Annotated in this window: 15 protein-coding genes and 1 pseudogene; 10 read left to right on the top strand and 6 right to left on the bottom strand. The window is 70.4% G+C overall.

What is annotated here, in order from left to right; genetic code table 11:
- Positions 1-30: 30 nt before the first annotated feature.
- The 5 genes from alc to OG385_RS22295 all read right to left on the bottom strand — a co-directional run bounded on the left by alc (position 31) and on the right by OG385_RS22295 (position 4,865).
- Positions 31-1,161: an allantoicase gene (alc, locus tag OG385_RS22315; protein WP_266856986.1), complete on the bottom strand. Its 1,131-nt coding sequence runs from the start codon at positions 1,159-1,161 to the stop codon at positions 31-33.
- A gap of 78 nt (positions 1,162-1,239) precedes the next feature.
- Entirely contained in the window at positions 1,240-2,157 is a 918-nt protein-coding gene (locus OG385_RS22310) for a LysR family transcriptional regulator (RefSeq protein WP_266856984.1), read from the bottom strand.
- A gap of 147 nt (positions 2,158-2,304) precedes the next feature.
- On the bottom strand, positions 2,305-2,535 hold the full coding sequence (locus OG385_RS22305) for a hypothetical protein (protein WP_266856982.1): 231 nt from the start codon (positions 2,533-2,535) through the stop codon (positions 2,305-2,307).
- Positions 2,536-2,555: 20 nt separating this feature from the next.
- Entirely contained in the window at positions 2,556-4,601 is a 2,046-nt protein-coding gene (gene malQ / locus OG385_RS22300) for a 4-alpha-glucanotransferase (RefSeq protein ID WP_266856980.1), read from the bottom strand.
- Positions 4,602-4,625: 24 nt separating this feature from the next.
- Entirely contained in the window at positions 4,626-4,865 is a 240-nt protein-coding gene (locus OG385_RS22295) for a hypothetical protein (RefSeq protein WP_266856978.1), read from the bottom strand.
- A 403-nt stretch (positions 4,866-5,268) separates the two neighbouring features.
- On the opposite strand from OG385_RS22295, the pseudogene OG385_RS22290 reads away from it, so the two are divergent.
- Positions 5,269-5,430 (top strand): annotated as a pseudogene (locus tag OG385_RS22290) (RNA polymerase subunit sigma-24); the annotation flags it as partial.
- Positions 5,431-5,547: 117 nt separating this feature from the next.
- Here OG385_RS22290 and OG385_RS22285 read toward each other — a convergent pair.
- Positions 5,548-6,084, bottom strand: coding sequence for an HNH endonuclease (locus OG385_RS22285; protein ID WP_266856976.1), 537 nt, complete (start codon positions 6,082-6,084; stop codon positions 5,548-5,550).
- Between the two features lie 318 nt (positions 6,085-6,402).
- Between OG385_RS22285 and OG385_RS22280 the strand changes: the two genes are divergently transcribed.
- From OG385_RS22280 to OG385_RS22240, 9 genes are all read left to right on the top strand, one after another.
- A complete protein-coding gene (locus OG385_RS22280) occupies positions 6,403-7,476 on the top strand; it encodes a mechanosensitive ion channel family protein (protein WP_266861074.1) in 1,074 nt (357 codons plus the stop codon).
- Positions 7,477-7,788: 312 nt separating this feature from the next.
- On the top strand, positions 7,789-8,997 hold the full coding sequence (locus tag OG385_RS22275) for an ROK family transcriptional regulator (RefSeq protein WP_266856974.1): 1,209 nt from the start codon (positions 7,789-7,791) through the stop codon (positions 8,995-8,997).
- A 123-nt stretch (positions 8,998-9,120) separates the two neighbouring features.
- A complete protein-coding gene (locus OG385_RS22270; RefSeq protein ID WP_266856972.1) occupies positions 9,121-10,455 on the top strand; it encodes an ABC transporter substrate-binding protein in 1,335 nt (444 codons plus the stop codon).
- Between the two features lie 7 nt (positions 10,456-10,462).
- On the top strand, positions 10,463-11,404 hold the full coding sequence (locus OG385_RS22265; protein ID WP_266856970.1) for a carbohydrate ABC transporter permease: 942 nt from the start codon (positions 10,463-10,465) through the stop codon (positions 11,402-11,404).
- A 5-nt stretch (positions 11,405-11,409) separates the two neighbouring features.
- A complete protein-coding gene (locus tag OG385_RS22260) occupies positions 11,410-12,321 on the top strand; it encodes a carbohydrate ABC transporter permease (protein WP_266856968.1) in 912 nt (303 codons plus the stop codon).
- Between the two features lie 5 nt (positions 12,322-12,326).
- Positions 12,327-13,592, top strand: coding sequence for a 6-phospho-beta-glucosidase (locus OG385_RS22255; RefSeq protein ID WP_266856966.1), 1,266 nt, complete (start codon positions 12,327-12,329; stop codon positions 13,590-13,592).
- Entirely contained in the window at positions 13,583-14,710 is a 1,128-nt protein-coding gene (locus OG385_RS22250) for an N-acetylglucosamine kinase (RefSeq protein WP_266856964.1), read from the top strand. The genes OG385_RS22255 and OG385_RS22250 overlap by 10 nt, the downstream gene beginning before the upstream one ends.
- A 514-nt stretch (positions 14,711-15,224) precedes the next feature.
- Positions 15,225-16,649 (top strand): hypothetical protein, encoded by a 1,425-nt coding sequence (locus OG385_RS22245; protein ID WP_266856962.1) that lies wholly within the window; start codon positions 15,225-15,227, stop codon positions 16,647-16,649.
- Between the two features lie 131 nt (positions 16,650-16,780).
- Complete coding sequence (locus OG385_RS22240; protein WP_266861072.1) at positions 16,781-17,803, top strand: glutamate ABC transporter substrate-binding protein; 1,023 nt, start codon at positions 16,781-16,783, stop codon at positions 17,801-17,803.
- The last annotated feature ends 195 nt before the right edge of the window (positions 17,804-17,998 follow it).

Genomic DNA, 17,998 nt, shown 5'->3' with positions numbered 1-17,998 from the left:
CCGGACAGAGGTGTCAGCGGTGCGCGAGGGTCAGGACGCGTTGTAGCGGCGGCGCAGCTCCGCAGTGCCCGCCTCGGTGAAGGTGCCGTGCAGGCGCATCCGCGCCACCCCGCCGTCCGGGAAGGTGTCCAGGCGTACGTGGGTGACGACCGCCTCGGACGGCAGCTTGAAGCGGTGCAGGGTGTCGGGCTGCAGCTTGGTCCGCGGGATGATCTCGAACCACTCGCCCGACTCGCCGTCGCGGCCGCTCAGCGCGATCCAGCCGGCGGCGTTGCCCTTGAGGTAGGCGGTGTCGATCTCCACGGCACGTACGGCACCCTGGGCGGCCAGCCGGAACCGTACCCAGTCGTTGGTGTCGCGGACGCGGCGACGGCGGTTCTCCCAGCCGTCGTCCATCTTGCGGGAGGTGCCGGGCAGGATGATCTGGGTCGGCGAGGAGTAGAAACGGTCCGACGCGTCCTCGTAGGCGGCGCCGTTGAGCACCGAGACCAGGTCGACCGTGGAGAGCAGGTCGAGCCACTCGGGGTCGGGCACGACCTCGCCGTGCACGCGGAGGCGGGCGACACCGCCGTCGGGGTGCTGGCAGAGCCGGACGTGGGTGTAGACGCGCTCGCCGGTGATCTCGAAGGCGTTGGCCGCGTGGCCGAGCACGGGGGAGCGCGGGACGATCTCCTCCCACTTCACGTCGTCGGCGAGCAGCTCATCGGGGCTCGGGGAGCCTTCCACCGTGGCGCCCTGGATCGATATCTGCTGCGGGTAGTTGCCGCGGAAGTGGGCGGTGTCGACGATGATCCCGCGGATGACGCCGGGGGCGCCGAGGCGGACGAGCGCCCAGTCGTGGTCGTCCGGGGTCGGGAAGGGCGTCTCGGCGGACGCACCGCGCCGGCGGCGGGTCTCCCAGCCGTCCATGATCTTGCCCTTGTGACCGAAGTGCTCGGGGTCGAAGACGGCGCGCTCGCGGACGAGCAGGTTCTCGCGCTCGGCGAAGAACTCGTCGTTGGCGGCGACGACACCCGCACCGAGGCGGCGGTCAGCCAGGTCGACCAGCTCGGTGAAGGCGTGGTCCCCCGAGCGGTAGTCGGCGTACGGGTCGCCGCCGCCGTAGGGGGCCGCGTCGTTGGCGTGGGGATCCTGGGAGCTCGCTGCATCGGTGGAAGTCATGCTCCGACTGTCACCCAGAACCAACGATCACGTCCATCGAAAGTTTCCACAGAATCCATTCAGTGGATCTGAACAATGCTACGGGTGGCCGCCCTGCCCGTCCGCGACCTCGCGCAGCGCGTCCAGCACCCGGCCGACCGCGGCACCCTCCTCGGCCCCGCGCCGCACCGCGGCGATCACATGGCGCTGCGGCTGGTCGGCGCTGAGCACCCGGGTCACCACCCCGCTGCGGCGCTCGCCGCCCACCGCCATCCTGGGCACCAGCGCGACCCCCATCTCCGCCTCCACCATGGCCAGGATCGCCGTCCAGCCGGCCGCGCTGTGCGCCTGCTCGGGGACGAATCCGGCGGCCTCGCAGGCCGCCGTGGTGATCTCCGACCAGGGGCCGCTGCCGCCGAAGATCCACGCCTCACCGGAGAGGTCCGCGAGCCGCAGCCCCTCGGCCGCGGCCAGCGGGTGCCCGGCGGGCAGCGCCACGTCGAGCGGGTCGGCGAGCAGCGGTACCCGCGTGAAGCGCGGGTCGCGGGCGGTCGGGGCGTGGGCCGCGAGAGAGATCGCCAGGTCGACGTCGCCGCCCGAGAGCAGCTCGTACGCCTCGGCCGCCTCCGCCTCCCGGATGCGGACCTCGACGGCGGGGTGGCTGCGGCGCAGCGCGGCCACCGCGGGGACCACCAGGGCGGGAACCGCGGTGGAGAAGGCGCCCACCCGGACCTCGCCCGCCTCCCCCTGGAGGTAGCCGGCCAACTCGGCGTCCGCGCGCTCCAGCTGGGCGAAGACCGCCTCGGCGTGCCGGAGCACCAGATGGGCGGCGTCGGTGAGCCTGACCCGTCTGCCGTGCGCCACGAGCAGTGGTACGCCGAGCTGCTTCGCCAGGTTGGAGAGCTGCTGGGAGACGGCCGACGGGGTCATCCTGAGCACCTCGGCGGTGGCCGTGACGGTGCCGCGCTCGCTCAGGGTGCGGAGGATCTGGAGCTTCCGGATGTCCCACTCGGTCATGCCCGCAACCTATCCCCCGCGGGTCACCTCACCGGGCCCGGAAGATCCGGGGCGGAACGCAGAGGTGCCGCGGGACCGGTCGGGCGGCTCCGCGGCACATCGGGTCAAGAGGGCGGGTGTGAGGCCCTCTTGCTCAGATCTTCTTGTTCAGGCCTTCTTACGGGACTTGTCGAGGACCATCACCAGTCCGGCAATGATCCCGAACAGCACGAGAGGTGTGATCACAAAGAGGCCGATCGTGTCGAAGACACTCAGGCCCGGACCGGGGTCGTCGCCGTCGTCGCGGGTCAGCGCGAGCGCGGGGGACGACATGAGCAGCATCATCAGCGTCGTACCGGCTGCTACGGCTCCGGCGCGCAGGGCGTTCTTCTTGTCCACGGACCAAACGTAGCGAACGGCTAAGTGGTCTGCGCGCCCGGGGGTGCCGTACGCGGCCGGAACTCAGCCATCAGGCGGTGTAGACGGGGTGAAGCGGCCACTTCCTCCAGGGTCATGGGCCTGCCCTGCGGCCCGGCGACCGGCAGCCGCCAGTTGGGATACTCGTCCCAGGTGCCGGGGAGATTCTGCGGCCTGCGGTCCCCCACCGCGTCCGGCAGCCAGATGCCCGTCATCCGGGCCGGGGTGCGCAGCAGGAAGCGGTGGACCGCGCGGACCTCCCCCTCCTCGTCGCCCGAGCCCTCGGGCAGCAGCCCGAGCCGGGAGAGGAAGCCGAGCCACTCGGCGAGTTCAGCCTTGTCCTCGGCCTGTTCCTGGCCCAGCGGGCGGGTCAGCAGGCCCAGGCGGTGGCGGAGTTCGACATGTTCACCGGTCAGCCGGGCCGCTGTGGACGGCAGATCGTGGGTGGTGACCGTCGCCACACACTCCTCGCGCCACATCTCCGGCGGCAGCGGCCGGCCCGTGCCGCTCCAGTCGCGCTCGAACCAGAGCACCGAAGTGCCCAGCACACCGCGGCGCGAGAGGGATTCACGGACGCCCGGCTCGACCGTGCCGAGGTCCTCGCCGATGACGGCCGCGCCCGCGCGGTGGGCCTCCAGCGCGAGTACGGCCAGCATCGCGTCGGCGTCATAACGGACATACGTTCCGGTGGTGGGGTCGCCGCCCGCGGGTACCCACCAGAGCCGGAAGAGCCCCATCACATGGTCGATCCGGAGCGCGCCCGCGTTCCGCAGGATGCCTCTGAGCAGCCCTCGGTAGGGCGCGTAGCCGGTCGCGGCGAGCGCGTCCGGGCGCCAGGGCGGCAGACCCCAGTCCTGGCCGCGGGCGTTGAAGGCGTCCGGCGGGGCGCCGACGGACATCCCCGCGGCGAAGGTGGACTGCTGGGCCCAGGCGTCCGCGCCGTCCGGATGCACCCCGACGGCGAGGTCGTGGACCAGGCCGGTCTCCATGCCCGCCTCGCGGGCGGCGCGCTGGGCATCGGCGAGCTGGGCGTCGGTCAGCCAGGCGAGCCACATATGGAAGTCGACGCGGTGCTGAAGTGCGGCGCGGGCGCGGGCCGTCCCGTGCGAGCGGGGGTCGCGGAGCGGCGCGGGCCAGGTGTGCCAGTCGGGTCCGTGCTCCTCCGCCAGCGCGCACCAGGTGGCGTAGTCCTCCAGCGGGCGGCCCTGGTCGGCGAGGTAGTCGGCGTAGGCGGCGCGTCTGCCGGGGCCGAGCGGCACCTCGTAGACCAGCTCCAGGGCCTCCTTCTTCAGCGCCCACACCGCGTCGCGGTCGATCAGCGCGCCCCGGTCGAGCACCGCCTCCCGCAGCACGGCGGCCCGGCGGAGATGGCTGCGGTCCTCGACGTACGCGTACTCGGGAACGGCCTCGACCCGCAGGTGGACGGGGTCCGGGAAGCGCCGCGACGACGGCCGGTAGGGCGAGGGGTCGGTGGGCGCTCCGGGCGCTGCCGCATGGAGCGGATTGACCTGGACGAATCCGGCGCCGTGCACCCGCCCCGACCAGGCGGCGAGATCGGCCAGGTCGCCGAGGTCGCCCATGCCCCAGGAGCGTGCGGACAGCAGGGAGTAGAGCTGCACCAGGAAGCCGTGGCTGTGGCCCGGCGGCTGCGGCACGCGTTCCGGCGCGACCACGAGTGTGGCCCGCACACTGCGCCCGTCGGCCGCCTGGGCATGCAATCGGTGCACGCCGAGCGGCAGTTCCTGCCACTTGTCGAGGGTGCCGCCCTGCTCGGTCTCGATCCGCAGCCGGGTGCCGGGCGGGAGGTCGCGTACGGCCGGGGGGCGCTCACCGGGTCTGGCCACCACGGTCGGCGGCAGCAGCCGGTCCGCCAGGGCCGCCTCGTGCCGGGCGAGCGCCGCACTGACCGCCTCCGGTGTCGACGCGTCGATGTCGAGCGCGGCGAGCACAGCGATGACGGTGGTGTCGGAGACCGGGACGGTGACGTCCTCGGACGGTGCGTAGCTGGTGGCGACTCCATGCAGCGCGGCGAGCCTGGCAAGGCTCATGCGGACTCCCCGTTCAGGCTGCGGTCAGACCCCGGCAGCCGTTCCGTATGCGGTGGGCTCACTGGTCAACGGGGTGAAGTCAGCGAGCGGCGGTTCGCTGGTGAGGGGTGCGACATCGGAGAGCGGGGGCTCGCTCGTCAGCGGCAGCTCCATGGAGCTGGTGCTCGCGTCGGGGTCGGGCATCAGGTCCGGCACGAGCTCCGGAACGGTCTCCGGGACGGGTTTGGACAGGGCCGAGAGCAGAAGCTGCGCTGAAGCGGCCACGAGAATCTCCGTAAGGTCGGCGACGAGGTTGGACTCAAGCCCTACCCAGCGGGCGCGGCCCCATCCGTATTCGTCTCACCAACGTGCGCCGGGTCACATTCCGTTCCCCGCAGACGAAATTGTCCACACCTCCACCGGATCGGGCAATTCGGCACACCACCCGACCACTCTGGCGCGCACCCGGAAACCCGCTCAGCCCCTGCGGCGACTGGGCGCGGACGGGTAAAGCGATGAGGCGATCACCCGATGAAGCAATGAACCGGTGAGGCGATAAAAAGTTGACGCGATCAACCGGTGACGCGATGAAACGGTGACGCGATCAACCGGTGAGGCGATGAACCGGTGGGCGCATCAATCGATGAGGCGATGAACCGATGACCTGTGCGGCGGCGATAGGGAGAGCGTGAGACTGTTCCGCTCCCTGGGGGGAGACCACGACGACGCCGGGGACGCGGCGCTGCTGCGAGCCGTGGCCAAGGGCGATCCGGCCGCGCTGGCCGCGCTCTACGACCGCCACGCCGGGTGGCTGCACGCCCGGCTCACCCGACGGTGCGCCGACCCCGACGTCACGCCCTCGCCGGGACGGCCGTGCTCGCCGCCCGGGCCACCCGCAGGGAGGACACCGTCGGCTGACACGACCCGCCCCCGGCGGCCCCCGGCGGGCCCCCAGTGACGCGGGTCGTCAGGCCGAGACGCCGTCGATCCGTGCCATGGCGTCGTCCGCGCCGAACGGCTGCAGGTACGGCAGCCAGCGCGGGTCCCGGTGTCCGGTTCCGATGATGCGCCAGGCCAGGCCGCTCGGCGGGGCGGGCTGGTGGCGCAGGCGCCAGCCCAGTTCCAGCAGGTGCCGGTCGGCCTTGACGTGGTTGCAGCGGCGGCACGCGGCCACCACGTTGTCCCAGCGGTGCTGTCCGCCGCGGCTGCGCGGAATGACATGGTCGACGCTGGTTGCGACGCCACCGCAGTACATACAGCGGCCGCCGTCACGCGCGAACAGTGCCCGGCGGGTGAGCGGGACGGGCCCCCGGTAGGGGACGCGTACGAATCGCTTCAGCCGTACGACGCTGGGCGCGGGGACGATGCGGGTGGCACTGTGCATGAAGGCGCCGGATTCCTCCAGGGAGACTGCCTTGTTCTCCAGGACGAGGACGAGCGCGCGACGGAGCGGTACGACGCCGAGCGGCTCGTACGACGCGTTGAGGACCAGGACGTGCGGCACGGTGGATGCCTCCTTGTACGCCGGCGGCGCGTGGCTCGCGCCGGGACGATCTGTCCTCAGTCTCTCCTCATGCCTGGTGGAAGCGCCACCAACGTCAGGTAACGGGCTCGGAGTGTTTTCGTCCACACCTGGCCGTTCCTGACCGTTCGCGCGCTGTTCCCGGCGGTTTTCAGGGGTTGTCGGCGGTTCCCAGCCGTTCCTGCCGGTTCCCCGCGTGGGATACGTCTCTCCGCCGAACAGGTCGTCGGAAGTAGCGGTGATGCGCCGTTAGTGTGGAGGTTCTGCCCGCTTCCCCTGGAGGTTTCCGCTGTGAACGCCGTGCATGCCGTGACCTGGTCACTAGCGACGGGTGACAGCTCTCGGCCAGGTACGGCCGACTCCCTGGACGACGCTCAGAAGTCCGCGACGAATGCCGCCGACTGGGTGCAGCAGAACTGGTCCACGTGGCTCTCTATCGGACTGCGGATCATCCTGATCCTGGTCATCGCCACCGTGCTGCGCGCTCTCGTCCGGCGGGCGCTGACCCGGCTGATAGAGCACATGAACCGCAGCGCGACGGCTGTTGAAGGCACCGCTCTCGGCGGTCTCCTGGTGAACCAGGAGCGCCGTCGCCAGCGGTCCGAGGCCATCGGTTCGGTGCTGCGCTCGGTGGCGTCCTTCGTGATCCTCGGCACCGCGGCCCTGATGGTGCTCTCCACGCTCAAGATCGACCTGGCTCCACTGCTCGCGTCCGCCGGGGTCGCCGGGGTCGCGATCGGATTCGGTGCGCGCAATCTGGTCACCGACTTCCTCTCCGGCGTCTTCATGATCATGGAGGACCAGTACGGCGTCGGGGACAGCATCGACGCGGGGGTCGCGACCGGCGAGGTGATCGAGGTCGGACTGCGGGTGACCAAGCTGCGCGGTGACAACGGCGCGATCTGGTACGTACGCAACGGCGAGATCAAGCGGATCGGCAACCTCAGCCAGGGCTGGGCGACGGCGGCCGTGGACGTCCAGGTCAAGCCGACCGAGAACCTGGAGCGGCTGCGCGAGGTGATCAGCGCGGCCGGGCAGGACCTGGCCAAGTCCGAACCGTGGAACGAACAGCTCTGGGGCCCGGTCGAGATCCTCGGCCTGGACTCCGTACTCCTGGACTCGATGGTCATCCGGATCTCCGCCAAGACCATGCCGGGCAAGGCCCTCGGTGTGGAGCGGGAGCTGCGCTGGCGGCTCAAGATCGCGCTGGAGGAGGCGGGCATCCTGGTCGTGGGCGGCCCCGTCACCGTCGACACGGAGGAGCCGCCGGCCGACTCGTCGGCCGCCATGTCGGCCCCGTCCGCGCTGGCCAGCCCGACGTCACCGCAGTCGCTCGCCGCGTCGCCGATCCCTCCGCAGAACCTCTCGAAGTAGCGGCCCCGAGCGGCGGCGGCTTCCGGAGCCCGCACCACCGCTGTTCACTCTCCGTACGCATGAGCGCCCCGCAGGACACGCGGGGCGCTCATTTCGTGTGCCGAGGTAACGCTTTGGTTGCCGGACCGGGACAGACCATTGACGCCCGGCTGACCTGCGGCCTACGTTCCTTCCAACGAATTGGAAACTTTCCTAACAGTGCTTCCCGGCAGTGCATTCCCGTTCCCGGCAGTGCGCTCCGGCAGCGCATTCCCGGCGTGCACTCCCGACGGTGCACTCCTGACAGCGGCGCGAGGGGCAGGTACGTACGACATGGCCGGTGGCACGACTCCAGGAACCCCCCGCGTGCTGCGGGCGATGAACGACCGCGCCGCCCTCGACCTGCTGCTCGAACACGGACCGCTCTCCCGCACGAAGATCGGCAAGCTGACCGGGCTCTCCAAGCCGACCGCCTCCCAGCTGCTGGCGCGGCTGGAGGCCGCCGGTCTTGTGGTGGCCACCGGCACCAGCGAGGGCCGCCCCGGACCGAGCGCGCAGCTCTACGCGGTCAACGCCGCGGCCGGCCACGCCGCCGGGATCGATGTGAACCCGCAGCGCATCCGGGCCGCCGTCGCGGACATCACCGGACGCACCGTCGGCGAGTTCCGCCTCGCGACCCCCGGCAGACGCGGCACCGGCGTGGTCCGGCAGGTGACCGACGCCCTGGACGGCGCCACGAAGGCCGCCGGACTGGTGCGGGCCGATCTGCGGCGCGTGGTGGTGGGCACCCCCGGCGCCTTCGACCCGAACACCGGCCGGCTGCGGTACGCCTCCCATCTGCCCGGCTGGCACTCCCCCACCCTGCTCGACGAGCTGGCGGCCGCCCTGCCGATGCCCGTCGAGTACGAGAACGACGTCAATCTGGCCGCCGTCGCCGAACAGCGGCTGGGGGCCGCCCGCGGTCACGAGGACTTCGTACTGCTCTGGAACGAGGAGGGCGTCGGCGCCGCCGTCGTCCTCGGCGGCCGGCTGCACCGCGGCTTCACCGGCGGCGCGGGCGAGGTCGGCTTCATGCCGGTGCCCGGCGCTCCGCTCGTACGCCAGGTGACCAAGGTCAACGCAGGGGGCTTCCAGGAGCTCGCCGGCTCCCAGGCGCTGGCCAGGCTGGCCCGGGAGCTGGGCATCGAGGAGATCGGCAGCGGTTCGCACATCGAGGTGGCGAGTGCGCTGATCTCCGAGGCCGCGCGGGCCGACGGGGGACCGTACCGCCGCCTTCTGGAGGTCTTCGCCACCGCGGTGGCCACCGGTCTCGCCTCGCTGGTGGCGGTGCTCGACCCCGAACTCCTGGTGCTCTCGGGCGATCTGATCGTCGCGGGCGGCGAACCGCTGCGTGAACTCGTCCAGGGCGAGCTGGCCGAACTGGCCGCGTCCCGGCCCCGGCTCGTCCTCGGCTCCGTACGCGAACAGCCCGTCCTGCGCGGGGCGCTGGAGAGCGCACTCGCCACCACCCGCGACGAGGTGTTCGACACCTCGGCCCACTGACCCCCGCAGGTTCCGCTTCCCCGAGCGCCCGCAAGCAGCTCCGCAAGCACCGCCCCGTACAGCACCAGCTCCGCGAGTCAGTACCCCCGTACAGCCCCAGATCTGCCAGAGGGAGATTCCGTCATGCCCAGAAACCGCCGACTGGCCGCGGCCGTCGTCGCTGTCGCATCCATGTCCCTGCTCGCCTCGGCCTGTACGGGTCAGAGTTCGGGCGGCGCGACCGACGACGTGAACGCGAAGACCACCATCACCTTCTGGCACGGCTGGAGCGCCGCGAGCGAGGTCAAGGCGATACAGGCGGACGTCGACCGGTTCGAGAAGATCCACCCGAACATCAAGGTGAAGGTCGTCGGCAACATGACCGACGACAAGATCAACCAGGCGCTGCGCGGCGGCGGTTCGGACGCCCCCGACGTCGTCTCCTCCTTCACCACCGACAACGTCGGCAAGTTCTGCTCGTCCGGTGCCTTCGCGGATCTGAAGCCCTTCCTCGCCAAGTCGAAGATCGACCTGGACAAGACCTTCTCCAAGCCGCTCCAGGACTACACGCAGTTCGACGGCGTGCGCTGCACCCTGCCGCTGCTCAGCGACGCGTACGCGCTCTACTACAACAAGGCCGAGTTCAAGGACGCCGGGATCACCGCGCCGCCGAAGACCTGGACCGAGTTCGACCAGGACGCCGTCAAGCTGACGAAGTCCAAGGGCGACTCGTACCAGCAGCTCGGCTTCATGCCGGACTTCCACGGCTATGAGTCGACACCGAGCCACATGGTGGCGCAGTGGAGCCCCACCTACGTCGGCAAGGACGGCAAGTCCAATGTCGCCAAGGACCCCGCCTTCGCGAAGATGTTCACCTGGCAGCAGAACCTGGTGAAGAAGCTGGGTGGCTTCACCAAGCTGGAGAAGTACCGGGCCACGTTCGGTGACGAGTGGGGCGCCAAGCACCCCTTCCAGACCGGCCAGGTCGCCATGCAGGTCGACGGCGAGTGGCGGCTCGGGATGGCCCAGGACGCCAAGTCGAAGGTGGACATCGGCATCGCGCCGCTGCCGGTCCCCGACGACCAGGCCGCCTCGTACGGCAAGGGCTACATCACCGGCACGATCGCCGGTATCGCGTCGACCAGCAAGAAGCAGAACGCCTCCTGGGAGTTCGTGAAGTACATCACCACCGACACCGACGCGGTGGTGGACTTCGCCAACGACATCCACAACATCCCGTCCACGCTGGCCGCGCTCAAGTCGCCGAAGCTGAAGTTCGACCCGCGGTTGAAGACGTTCCTGGACATCGCGCAGAACCCGGCCTCCAACACCACTCCCCCGTCGGTCAACGGCGGCACCTACCAGGTGACCCTCCAGGACTTCGGATACGACTTCGAGTCCGGCAGGGCGAAGGATCTGAAGGCCGGTCTGCGGAAGACCGCGTCGCAGATCGACAAGGACAACGAGAAGGCGAAGTAGCCTCGCCATGACCACGTACACCCCGCGTTCGAAGCGCCGCCGCGCGGCAGTGCGGACGGCGGCCTTCATGTCGCCCTGGCTCATCGGGTTCAGCGTCTTCTTCGTGTACCCGCTGGTCTCGACCGTCTACTTCTCCTTCACGAAGTACGACGGCTTCAGGGCCCCGTCCTTCAACGGCCTGACGAACTGGACGTACGTCTTCACCGAGTACCCGGACTTCTGGCCCGCGATGCGCAACACGCTCTGGCTGGTGGTCGTGATGGTCGCCTGCCGGGTGGTGTTCGGGCTCGGCATCGGAATGCTGATCACGAAGATCAAGACGGGCGCCGGGATCTTCCGGACCCTCTTCTACCTGCCGTATCTCGCGCCGCCGGTCGCGGCGACGCTGGCCTTCGTCTTCCTGCTCAACCCGGGGACGGGGCCGGTCAATTCGATCCTCGGTGACATCGGGCTGCCGACACCCGGCTGGTTCACCGACGCCACCTGGTCGAAGCCCGCGCTCACCATGCTCGCGGTGTGGGGCATCGGCGACCTGATGGTGATCTTCATGGCCGCACTCCTCGACGTACCGAAGGAGCAGTACGAGGCGGCGGAGCTGGACGGCGCGTCGGCGGTGCAGCGCTTCCGGTTCGTGACGCTGCCGAACATCTCGCCGATCATCATGTTCGCCGTGGTCACCGGGATCATCCAGGCGATGCAGTACTACACCCAGCCACTGGTGGCCGGGAAGGTCGCTTCGGGCATCATCGGCGGCTCCGGGCAGCAGTTCCAGCCCGGTTTCCCCGACAAGTCCACGCTGACCCTGCCGCAGCTCGTCTACACGCTCGGCTTCCAGCGCTTCGACTACGGCTCCGCGTGCGTGGTCGCGCTCGTCCTCTTCGCCCTGGCCATGGCATTCACCGCACTGCTGATGCGGCGCCGCAGCGGGCTCGTACAGGCAGGTGACTGACCGTCATGACACAGCTCACCCAGGTCGCAGAGAACCCCCCGGTCCGGGGCCGGGAGGACGACGCCGATGACTCCGCCCTGCGGACCGCCCGCCGCAAGACCCTGCTGCACTGGATCGCCGTGCACGCCCTGGGCGTGGCGGCGGCGCTCTTCTTCGTGCTGCCGTTCGTCTTCGTGATCCTCACCTCGCTGATGAGCGACCAGCAGGCACTCACCCGTGACCTGTGGCCGCACACCTTCGAGTGGTCCAACTACCGCAAAGTGTTCGACACTCCGGGCTTCCTGTCCTGGTGGCGGAACACCCTGCTGTACGCGGGTCTCGGCACCGTACTGACCGTGGTGTCGTCGCTGCCCGTGGCGTACGCGCTCGCCAAGTTCCGCTTCCGCGGCCGGCATCTGTCGCTGATGCTCGTCATCTCGATGATGATGCTGCCGCCGCAGGTCGTCATCATCCCGATGTACCTGTTCTGGGCGAAGCAGCTGGACCTGTCGGGCACGCTCTGGCCGCTGATCATCCCGATGGCGTTCGGTGACGCGTTCTCCATCTTCCTGCTGCGGCAGTTCCTGCTGACCATCCCCAACGAGTACATCGACGCGGCCAGGGTCGACGGCTGCGGCGAGTTCCGCACGCTGCTGAAGGTCATCGTCCCGATGGCCAAACCGGGCATCGCGGCCGTCGCGCTCTTCCAGTTCTTCTACGCCTGGAACGACTACTTCGGCCCGCAGATCTACACCTCGGAGAACTCGGCCGCCTGGACGCTCTCCTACGGCCTGGAGTCCTTCAAGGGCGCACACCATACCGACTGGAATCTGACCATGGCCGCGACCGTCCTGGTCATGGCCCCTGTGATCCTCGTCTTCTTCTTCGCACAGAAGGCATTCGTCGAGGGCGTCACACTGACCGGAGTGAAGGGTTAGCTGAAATGAAGCTCGCAGTAGTGGGGGGCGGATCCACCTATACGCCCGAACTCATCGACGGCTTCGCGCGGTTGCGGGACACGCTGCCGATCAGTGAGCTGGTGCTCGTCGACCCCGCGGCCGACCGTCTTGAACTGGTGGGCGGTCTCGCCCGGCGGATCTTCGCCAAGCAGGGGCACCCCGGGGTCATCACGACGACGTCGGACCTCGACGCGGGTGTCGCCGACGCCGACGCGGTCCTGCTCCAGCTGCGCGTCGGCGGCCAGGCCGCCCGGCAGCAGGACGAGACCTGGCCGCTGGAGTGCGGCTGCGTCGGGCAGGAGACGACGGGCGCGGGCGGCCTCGCCAAGGCGATGCGCACGGTACCGGTGGTGCTGGACATCGCCGAGCGCGTACGCCGCACCAACCCCAATGCCTGGATCATCGACTTCACCAACCCGGTGGGCATCGTCACCCGGGCGCTGCTCCAGGCCGGGCACAAGGCCGTCGGGCTCTGCAACGTGGCCATCGGCTTCCAGCGGAAGTTCGCCGCGCACCTCGATGTGGCGCCGTCCGACGTGTTCCTCAACCACGTGGGGCTCAACCACCTCACCTGGGAGCTGGGTGTCCGCCTGGGCGGCCCCGACGGCGAGGACGTCCTGCCGAAGCTGCTCGGCGAGCACGGCGACGCGATGGCCGACGACCTGCGGCTGCCGCGCTCGGTCCTGGACCGGCTCGGGGTGGTGCCCTCGTACTACCTGCGCTACTTCTACGCACACGACGCGGTCGTCAGGGAGCTGGGCAGCAAGCCGTCGCGGGCCGCCGAGGTCGCAGCGATGGAGAAGGAACTGCTCACCATGTACGGCGACCCGAAGCTGGACGAGAAGCCCGCGCTGCTCGCCAAGCGGGGCGGCGCCTTCTACTCGGAGGCGGCCGTCGACCTGGCGTCCTCGCTGCTGGGGTCGGGAGGATCCACGTACCAGGTGGTCAACACGTACAACAACGGGACGCTGCCGTTCCTCCCCGACGACGCCGTGATCGAGGTGCAGGCGACGGTGGACGGCAGTGGCGCGACACCGCTGGCCGTGCCCGCGCTGGACCCGCTGTACGCCGGTCTGGTCGCGAACGTCACGGCGTACGAGGACCTCGCCCTGGAAGCCGCGCTGCGCGGCGGCCGGGACCGGGTGTTCCGGGCGCTGCTCGCGCACCCGCTGATCGGGCAGTACGCGTACGCCGACGAGTTGACGGACAAGCTCATCGCGCACAACCGGGAGCACTTCGCGTGGGCCTGACAGCAAGTGTGCTGGCGATCGACGCCGGCAACAGCAAGACGGACGCTGCCGTCATCGCGGCGGACGGCACCGTCCTGGGCCGGGGCCGCTCCGGCGGCTTCCAGCCGCCTTTGGTGGGGATCGAGGCGGCGCTGGACGTGCTGGCCGTCGCGGTCGAGGCAGCGGTGGCGCAGGCGGTCGCGGGGGCGGCTGCGGCACACGCGGGGGCTTGCGCCGTGCCGGGGGGGAGCAGGGGCGTCGCAGCTGGTGGGAGCGGTGGCGCGGGTGAGGGCGGTGCGGCTGGTGGGATGGGGGTCAGTGGCGCGCGTGAGGGCGGTGCGGCTGGTGGTGTTGTTCTTCCGCCGTACGCCTCGTTCGTCTCCGCCTGTCTGGCCAATGCCGATCTCCCGGTCGAGGAACGGGACCTGGCCGCCGCCATCCAGGCACGCGGCTGGGGCCCGGCGGTCGAGGTGCGCAACGACACCTTCGCGATCCTGCGCGCGGGCGTGGACGAACCACGCGGGGTGGCCGTCGTGTGCGGGGCCGGCATCAACTGTGTCGGGATGACACCCGACGGACGCACCGCCCGCTTCCCCGCGATCGGCCGCATCTCCGGCGACTGGGGAGGCGGCGGCGGTCTGGCCGAGGAAGCGCTGTTCCATGCGGCGCGCGCCGAGGACGGGCGCGGCGGGGCCACCGAGCTGATGCGGACGGTGCCCGCGCACTTCGGGCTGCCGACGATGTACGCGGTGATCGAAGCGCTGCACCTCGGCCGCATCCCGGTGGAGCGCAAGCACGAACTGGCACCGGTCCTCTTCGCGACCGCGGCGGCCGGTGACCCGGTCGCCCGCTCGGTCGTCGAGCGGCAGGCGGAGGAGGTCGTCTCGCTCGCCGCGGTGGCGCTGGGCCGGCTCGGCCTGCTCGACGAGGAGACTCCGGTGCTGCTGGGCGGGAGCGTACTGGCCGCACGGCACCCGCAGTTGGACGACCGCATACGGCAGCTGCTGGCCGACCGTGCGCCGAAAGCCGTCCCCCGGGTGGTGTCGGCCTCACCGGTGCTCGGCGCCGCTCTGCTGGGTCTTGACCGGATCGCGGCCCCGGCGGCGTCCTACGCGCGGATCCGGGAGCAGTACGCCTGAGGGCGCGGCCCGATGGGTGGAGGGGGTTGTGTCCCGATGGCGCGGAGGGGTTGGGATCCGCGTGGAGCGGGGCACAACCCCCTTTCCGTACGCCCCTGATGTGCGCGTTCCGCCCGGACGGCACGCCGGTGACACCCGGGCGGCGGGGCTGGAACGGGAACCGAATCGGTCCGGGCGGCGTATTCAAGGTGAGGACGTCGCGGAGCGGGCGCGGCACAGGCGGGACAGGCGGGACAGCAGCGGGGAAAGGCTTGGGAGGCTCCTGGCGGAGGGCAGGAGACGGATCGATTCGATCAAGATCCGGCCCATCCGGGTGTGCGGACCGGGCCGCTGCGGCCATACTGCTGGCCGGGCACTTGTCTTCGCGTGCCCCGGAGTTCATGAACAGTCAGGGCGTTCGTGAATGGGGAAGTTCGTGGGAAGCGCCAAGGACAGCCGCGCCGGATCGTGGAAGACCGATCGCGAAAGACCGGTCCGAAGACCGATCGTTTGGACGTAGACAGGGGGAGGTCGAGTGGTACACCCGCCGAGCGGGGGCACAGTGCAGGGTCCACCGCCCGCGCAGCCGCCTCCGCCCACTTCACCCGTGCGCGTGCCCGCGCCGCCCGCGCAGGCACCCGTGCCGCCCGAGCGGCGCAGCGCCTGGGCAGGGTCCCGGGACCGGCTGCGGGCCGCCGCGACCACCGAGCCGGGCCGGCTGTGGATCATGGGGACGCTGGTGGCCGCGCTGGTCGTGGCCTTCGGAGCGGTGACCGCCTTCGAGATCTCCGACCGGGCGGCCTCCGCCGATGACGTGGTCAGCCGCAGCCAGCCGCTCAGCGCCGACGCGGCGAACATCTACCGCTCGCTGGCGGACGCGGACACCGCGGCGGCGAGCGGCTTCCTGGCGGGCTCCGTGGAGCCGGCCGATGTGCACGCGCGGTACGACAGCGACATCACGACGGCGTCCCGGCTGCTGGCGAAAGCCGCTTCCCACACGGACAGTTCCACCGAGTCGGGGCGCCAGATCGCCCAGCTCAACGAGCAGCTCCCGCGCTACACCGGTCTGGTGGAGCGCGCCCGCGCCAACAACCGGCAGGGACTGCCGCTCGGTGGTGCCTACTTGCGGTACGCCAACCAGCAGATGAGCACGGTGCTCCTGCCTGCCGCGGAGAAGCTCTACGAAGCCGAGACGGGCCGGCTGTACGACGACTACGACTCGGCCGCTCTCTGGCCCTACTTCGGCACGGTGGTGGGGCTGCTGGCCCTGGGCGGCCTGATCTATGTCCAGCGGCACAACTACCTGCGGACGAACCGGGTGTTCAACCACGGCCTGGTCGCCGCGTCGGCCGCCTCCGTCGTGGTGCTGCTGTGGCTGGTGGCCGGACACCTGGTCGCGGCCGCCGACCTGGACACGTCGCGGACGCACGGCCAGGAGTCGCTGAAGGTGCTCAACGACGCGCGCATCAGCTCGCTGAAGGCCCGCTCCAACGAGAACCTCACGCTGGTCTCGCGCGGTTCCGTCCTGACCAAGGACGGCAAGCACGACCAGTACGAGTCCGACTACACCAAGGACATGGCCGCCCTGGTCAGCGGGCTCGACAAGGCGAAAAGCCTGGCCAACGACAAGGCGGGCAGCGCGCCGGTGAAGGCCGCGACGGACGACGTGGCCACCTGGAAGGCCCGTCATGCCGCAGCACGCCGCACGGACGACAGTGGCGACTACGACCACGCGCTCACGCAGGTCATCGGCAGGACGGGCTCGACCGGCCAGTCCTTCGACCAGGTGGACGCGGCGCTGGACCAGGCGCTCGGCCATGAGCAGCAGGAGTTCACCCGGGCCGCGTCGGACGGCCGGGGCGCGCTGGCCGGGCTTCCGGTGGGCGCGGCGGTGCTGGCCGTGCTGGGCGCCGCGGCCGCGGGGCTGGGCATCAGCCGCAGGCTTTCGGAGTACAGGTGAGCAGGGGCCAGGTGAGCAGGGGCCAGGTGAGCAGGGGCCAGGTGAGCAGGGGCCAGGTGAGCAGGGGCCAGCAGAATTACGGCCGGGCGACCGACGGCCAGGAGAGCGACGGCCAGGAGAGGAGGCGCAGCGTGCGGAATCCGAGGACCGGCAGGCTCCACGGCTGGGGCGGGGTCACGGCGATGGCCGCGGCATGTGCGCTGACCGCAGCCGCGGCCGCGACCGTGCTCCCGCTCGTCCTGGGCAGCGGCTCAGGCAACGGTGCGGGGTCCGGCGACCGTGCGCAGCCGGGCGGCCAGAGAGTGGCGCAGGCCTCGCCCGCGAAGGCCGATACCTGCACCGACCCGGAGGCGAGCCTCACACCGTCCGGCGCCGACGGCCCCACCATCGACCGGATCAAGAAGGCCGGCCACCTCGTCGTCGGTGTCGACCAGAACAGCTACCGCTGGGGATACCGCGACCCGGCCACCCGCAGACTGGACGGCTTCGACATCGCTCTCGTCCGGGCCATAGCGAAGAACATCCTGGGCAGCGAGGACAAGGTCACCTACCGCGCCATCCCCACCAACGAGCGGGTCGAGGCCCTGCAGGACGGCAAGGTCGACATCGTGGTGCGGACGATGACGATCAACTGCGAGCGGGCGAAGCAAGTCGCCTTCTCCACCGCGTACTTCCAGGCCGGCCAGCAGGTCCTGGCGCCCAAGGGGTCGACGATCAGCGGGTACAACACGTCGCTCCAGGGCAAGCGGGTCTGCACGGCGACCGGCTCGACGGCGTACGACGCCCTGAAGGCCAAGTCGTACGGTGCGGTCTTCGCCGACACACCGACCGAGCAGCGGACCGTGCCCAACCAGCTGGACTGCCTGGTCAAGCTCCAACTGGGCCTGGTCGACGCGGTGGTCACCGACAACGCCCTGGCGGCCGGCCAGGCGGCACAGGACCCGGCCGTCGACCTCAAGGGCCAGCCGTTCACCACCGAGTACTACGGCGTGGCGACGAAGCTGGGCAACGACGATCTGGTGCGCCGGATCAACCAGGTGCTCGTCGACTACCGCGCGGGCGGCGACCAAAGCCCCTGGATGAAGGCGTACAGGAAGTGGCTCTCGGCGGATCTGAAGGGAATCAAAGCACCTCCCGCACCGAAGTACCGGTAGCGGACGGGGGATCGTTGGGCCGAGTGCTGGTGAACAGGGACCGGTGAAGAGAGACCGGTGAAGAGAGACCGGTGGGCCGAGTACCGGTAGAACCGAGCGGTCATGGGCAGAACTTGACACTGTAGGCAGCAGCACACGACACAGGCACCACAGGGCACAGGCACCACACGACAGGCAGCACACGACACACGCGGC

This window comes from Streptomyces sp. NBC_01306, from assembly GCF_026340465.1.
Classification (GTDB): Bacteria; Actinomycetota; Actinomycetes; order Streptomycetales; family Streptomycetaceae; genus Streptomyces.
The sequence above is the reverse complement of the archived record's forward strand: the minus strand, read 5'-3'. Positions and strand labels throughout refer to the sequence as shown.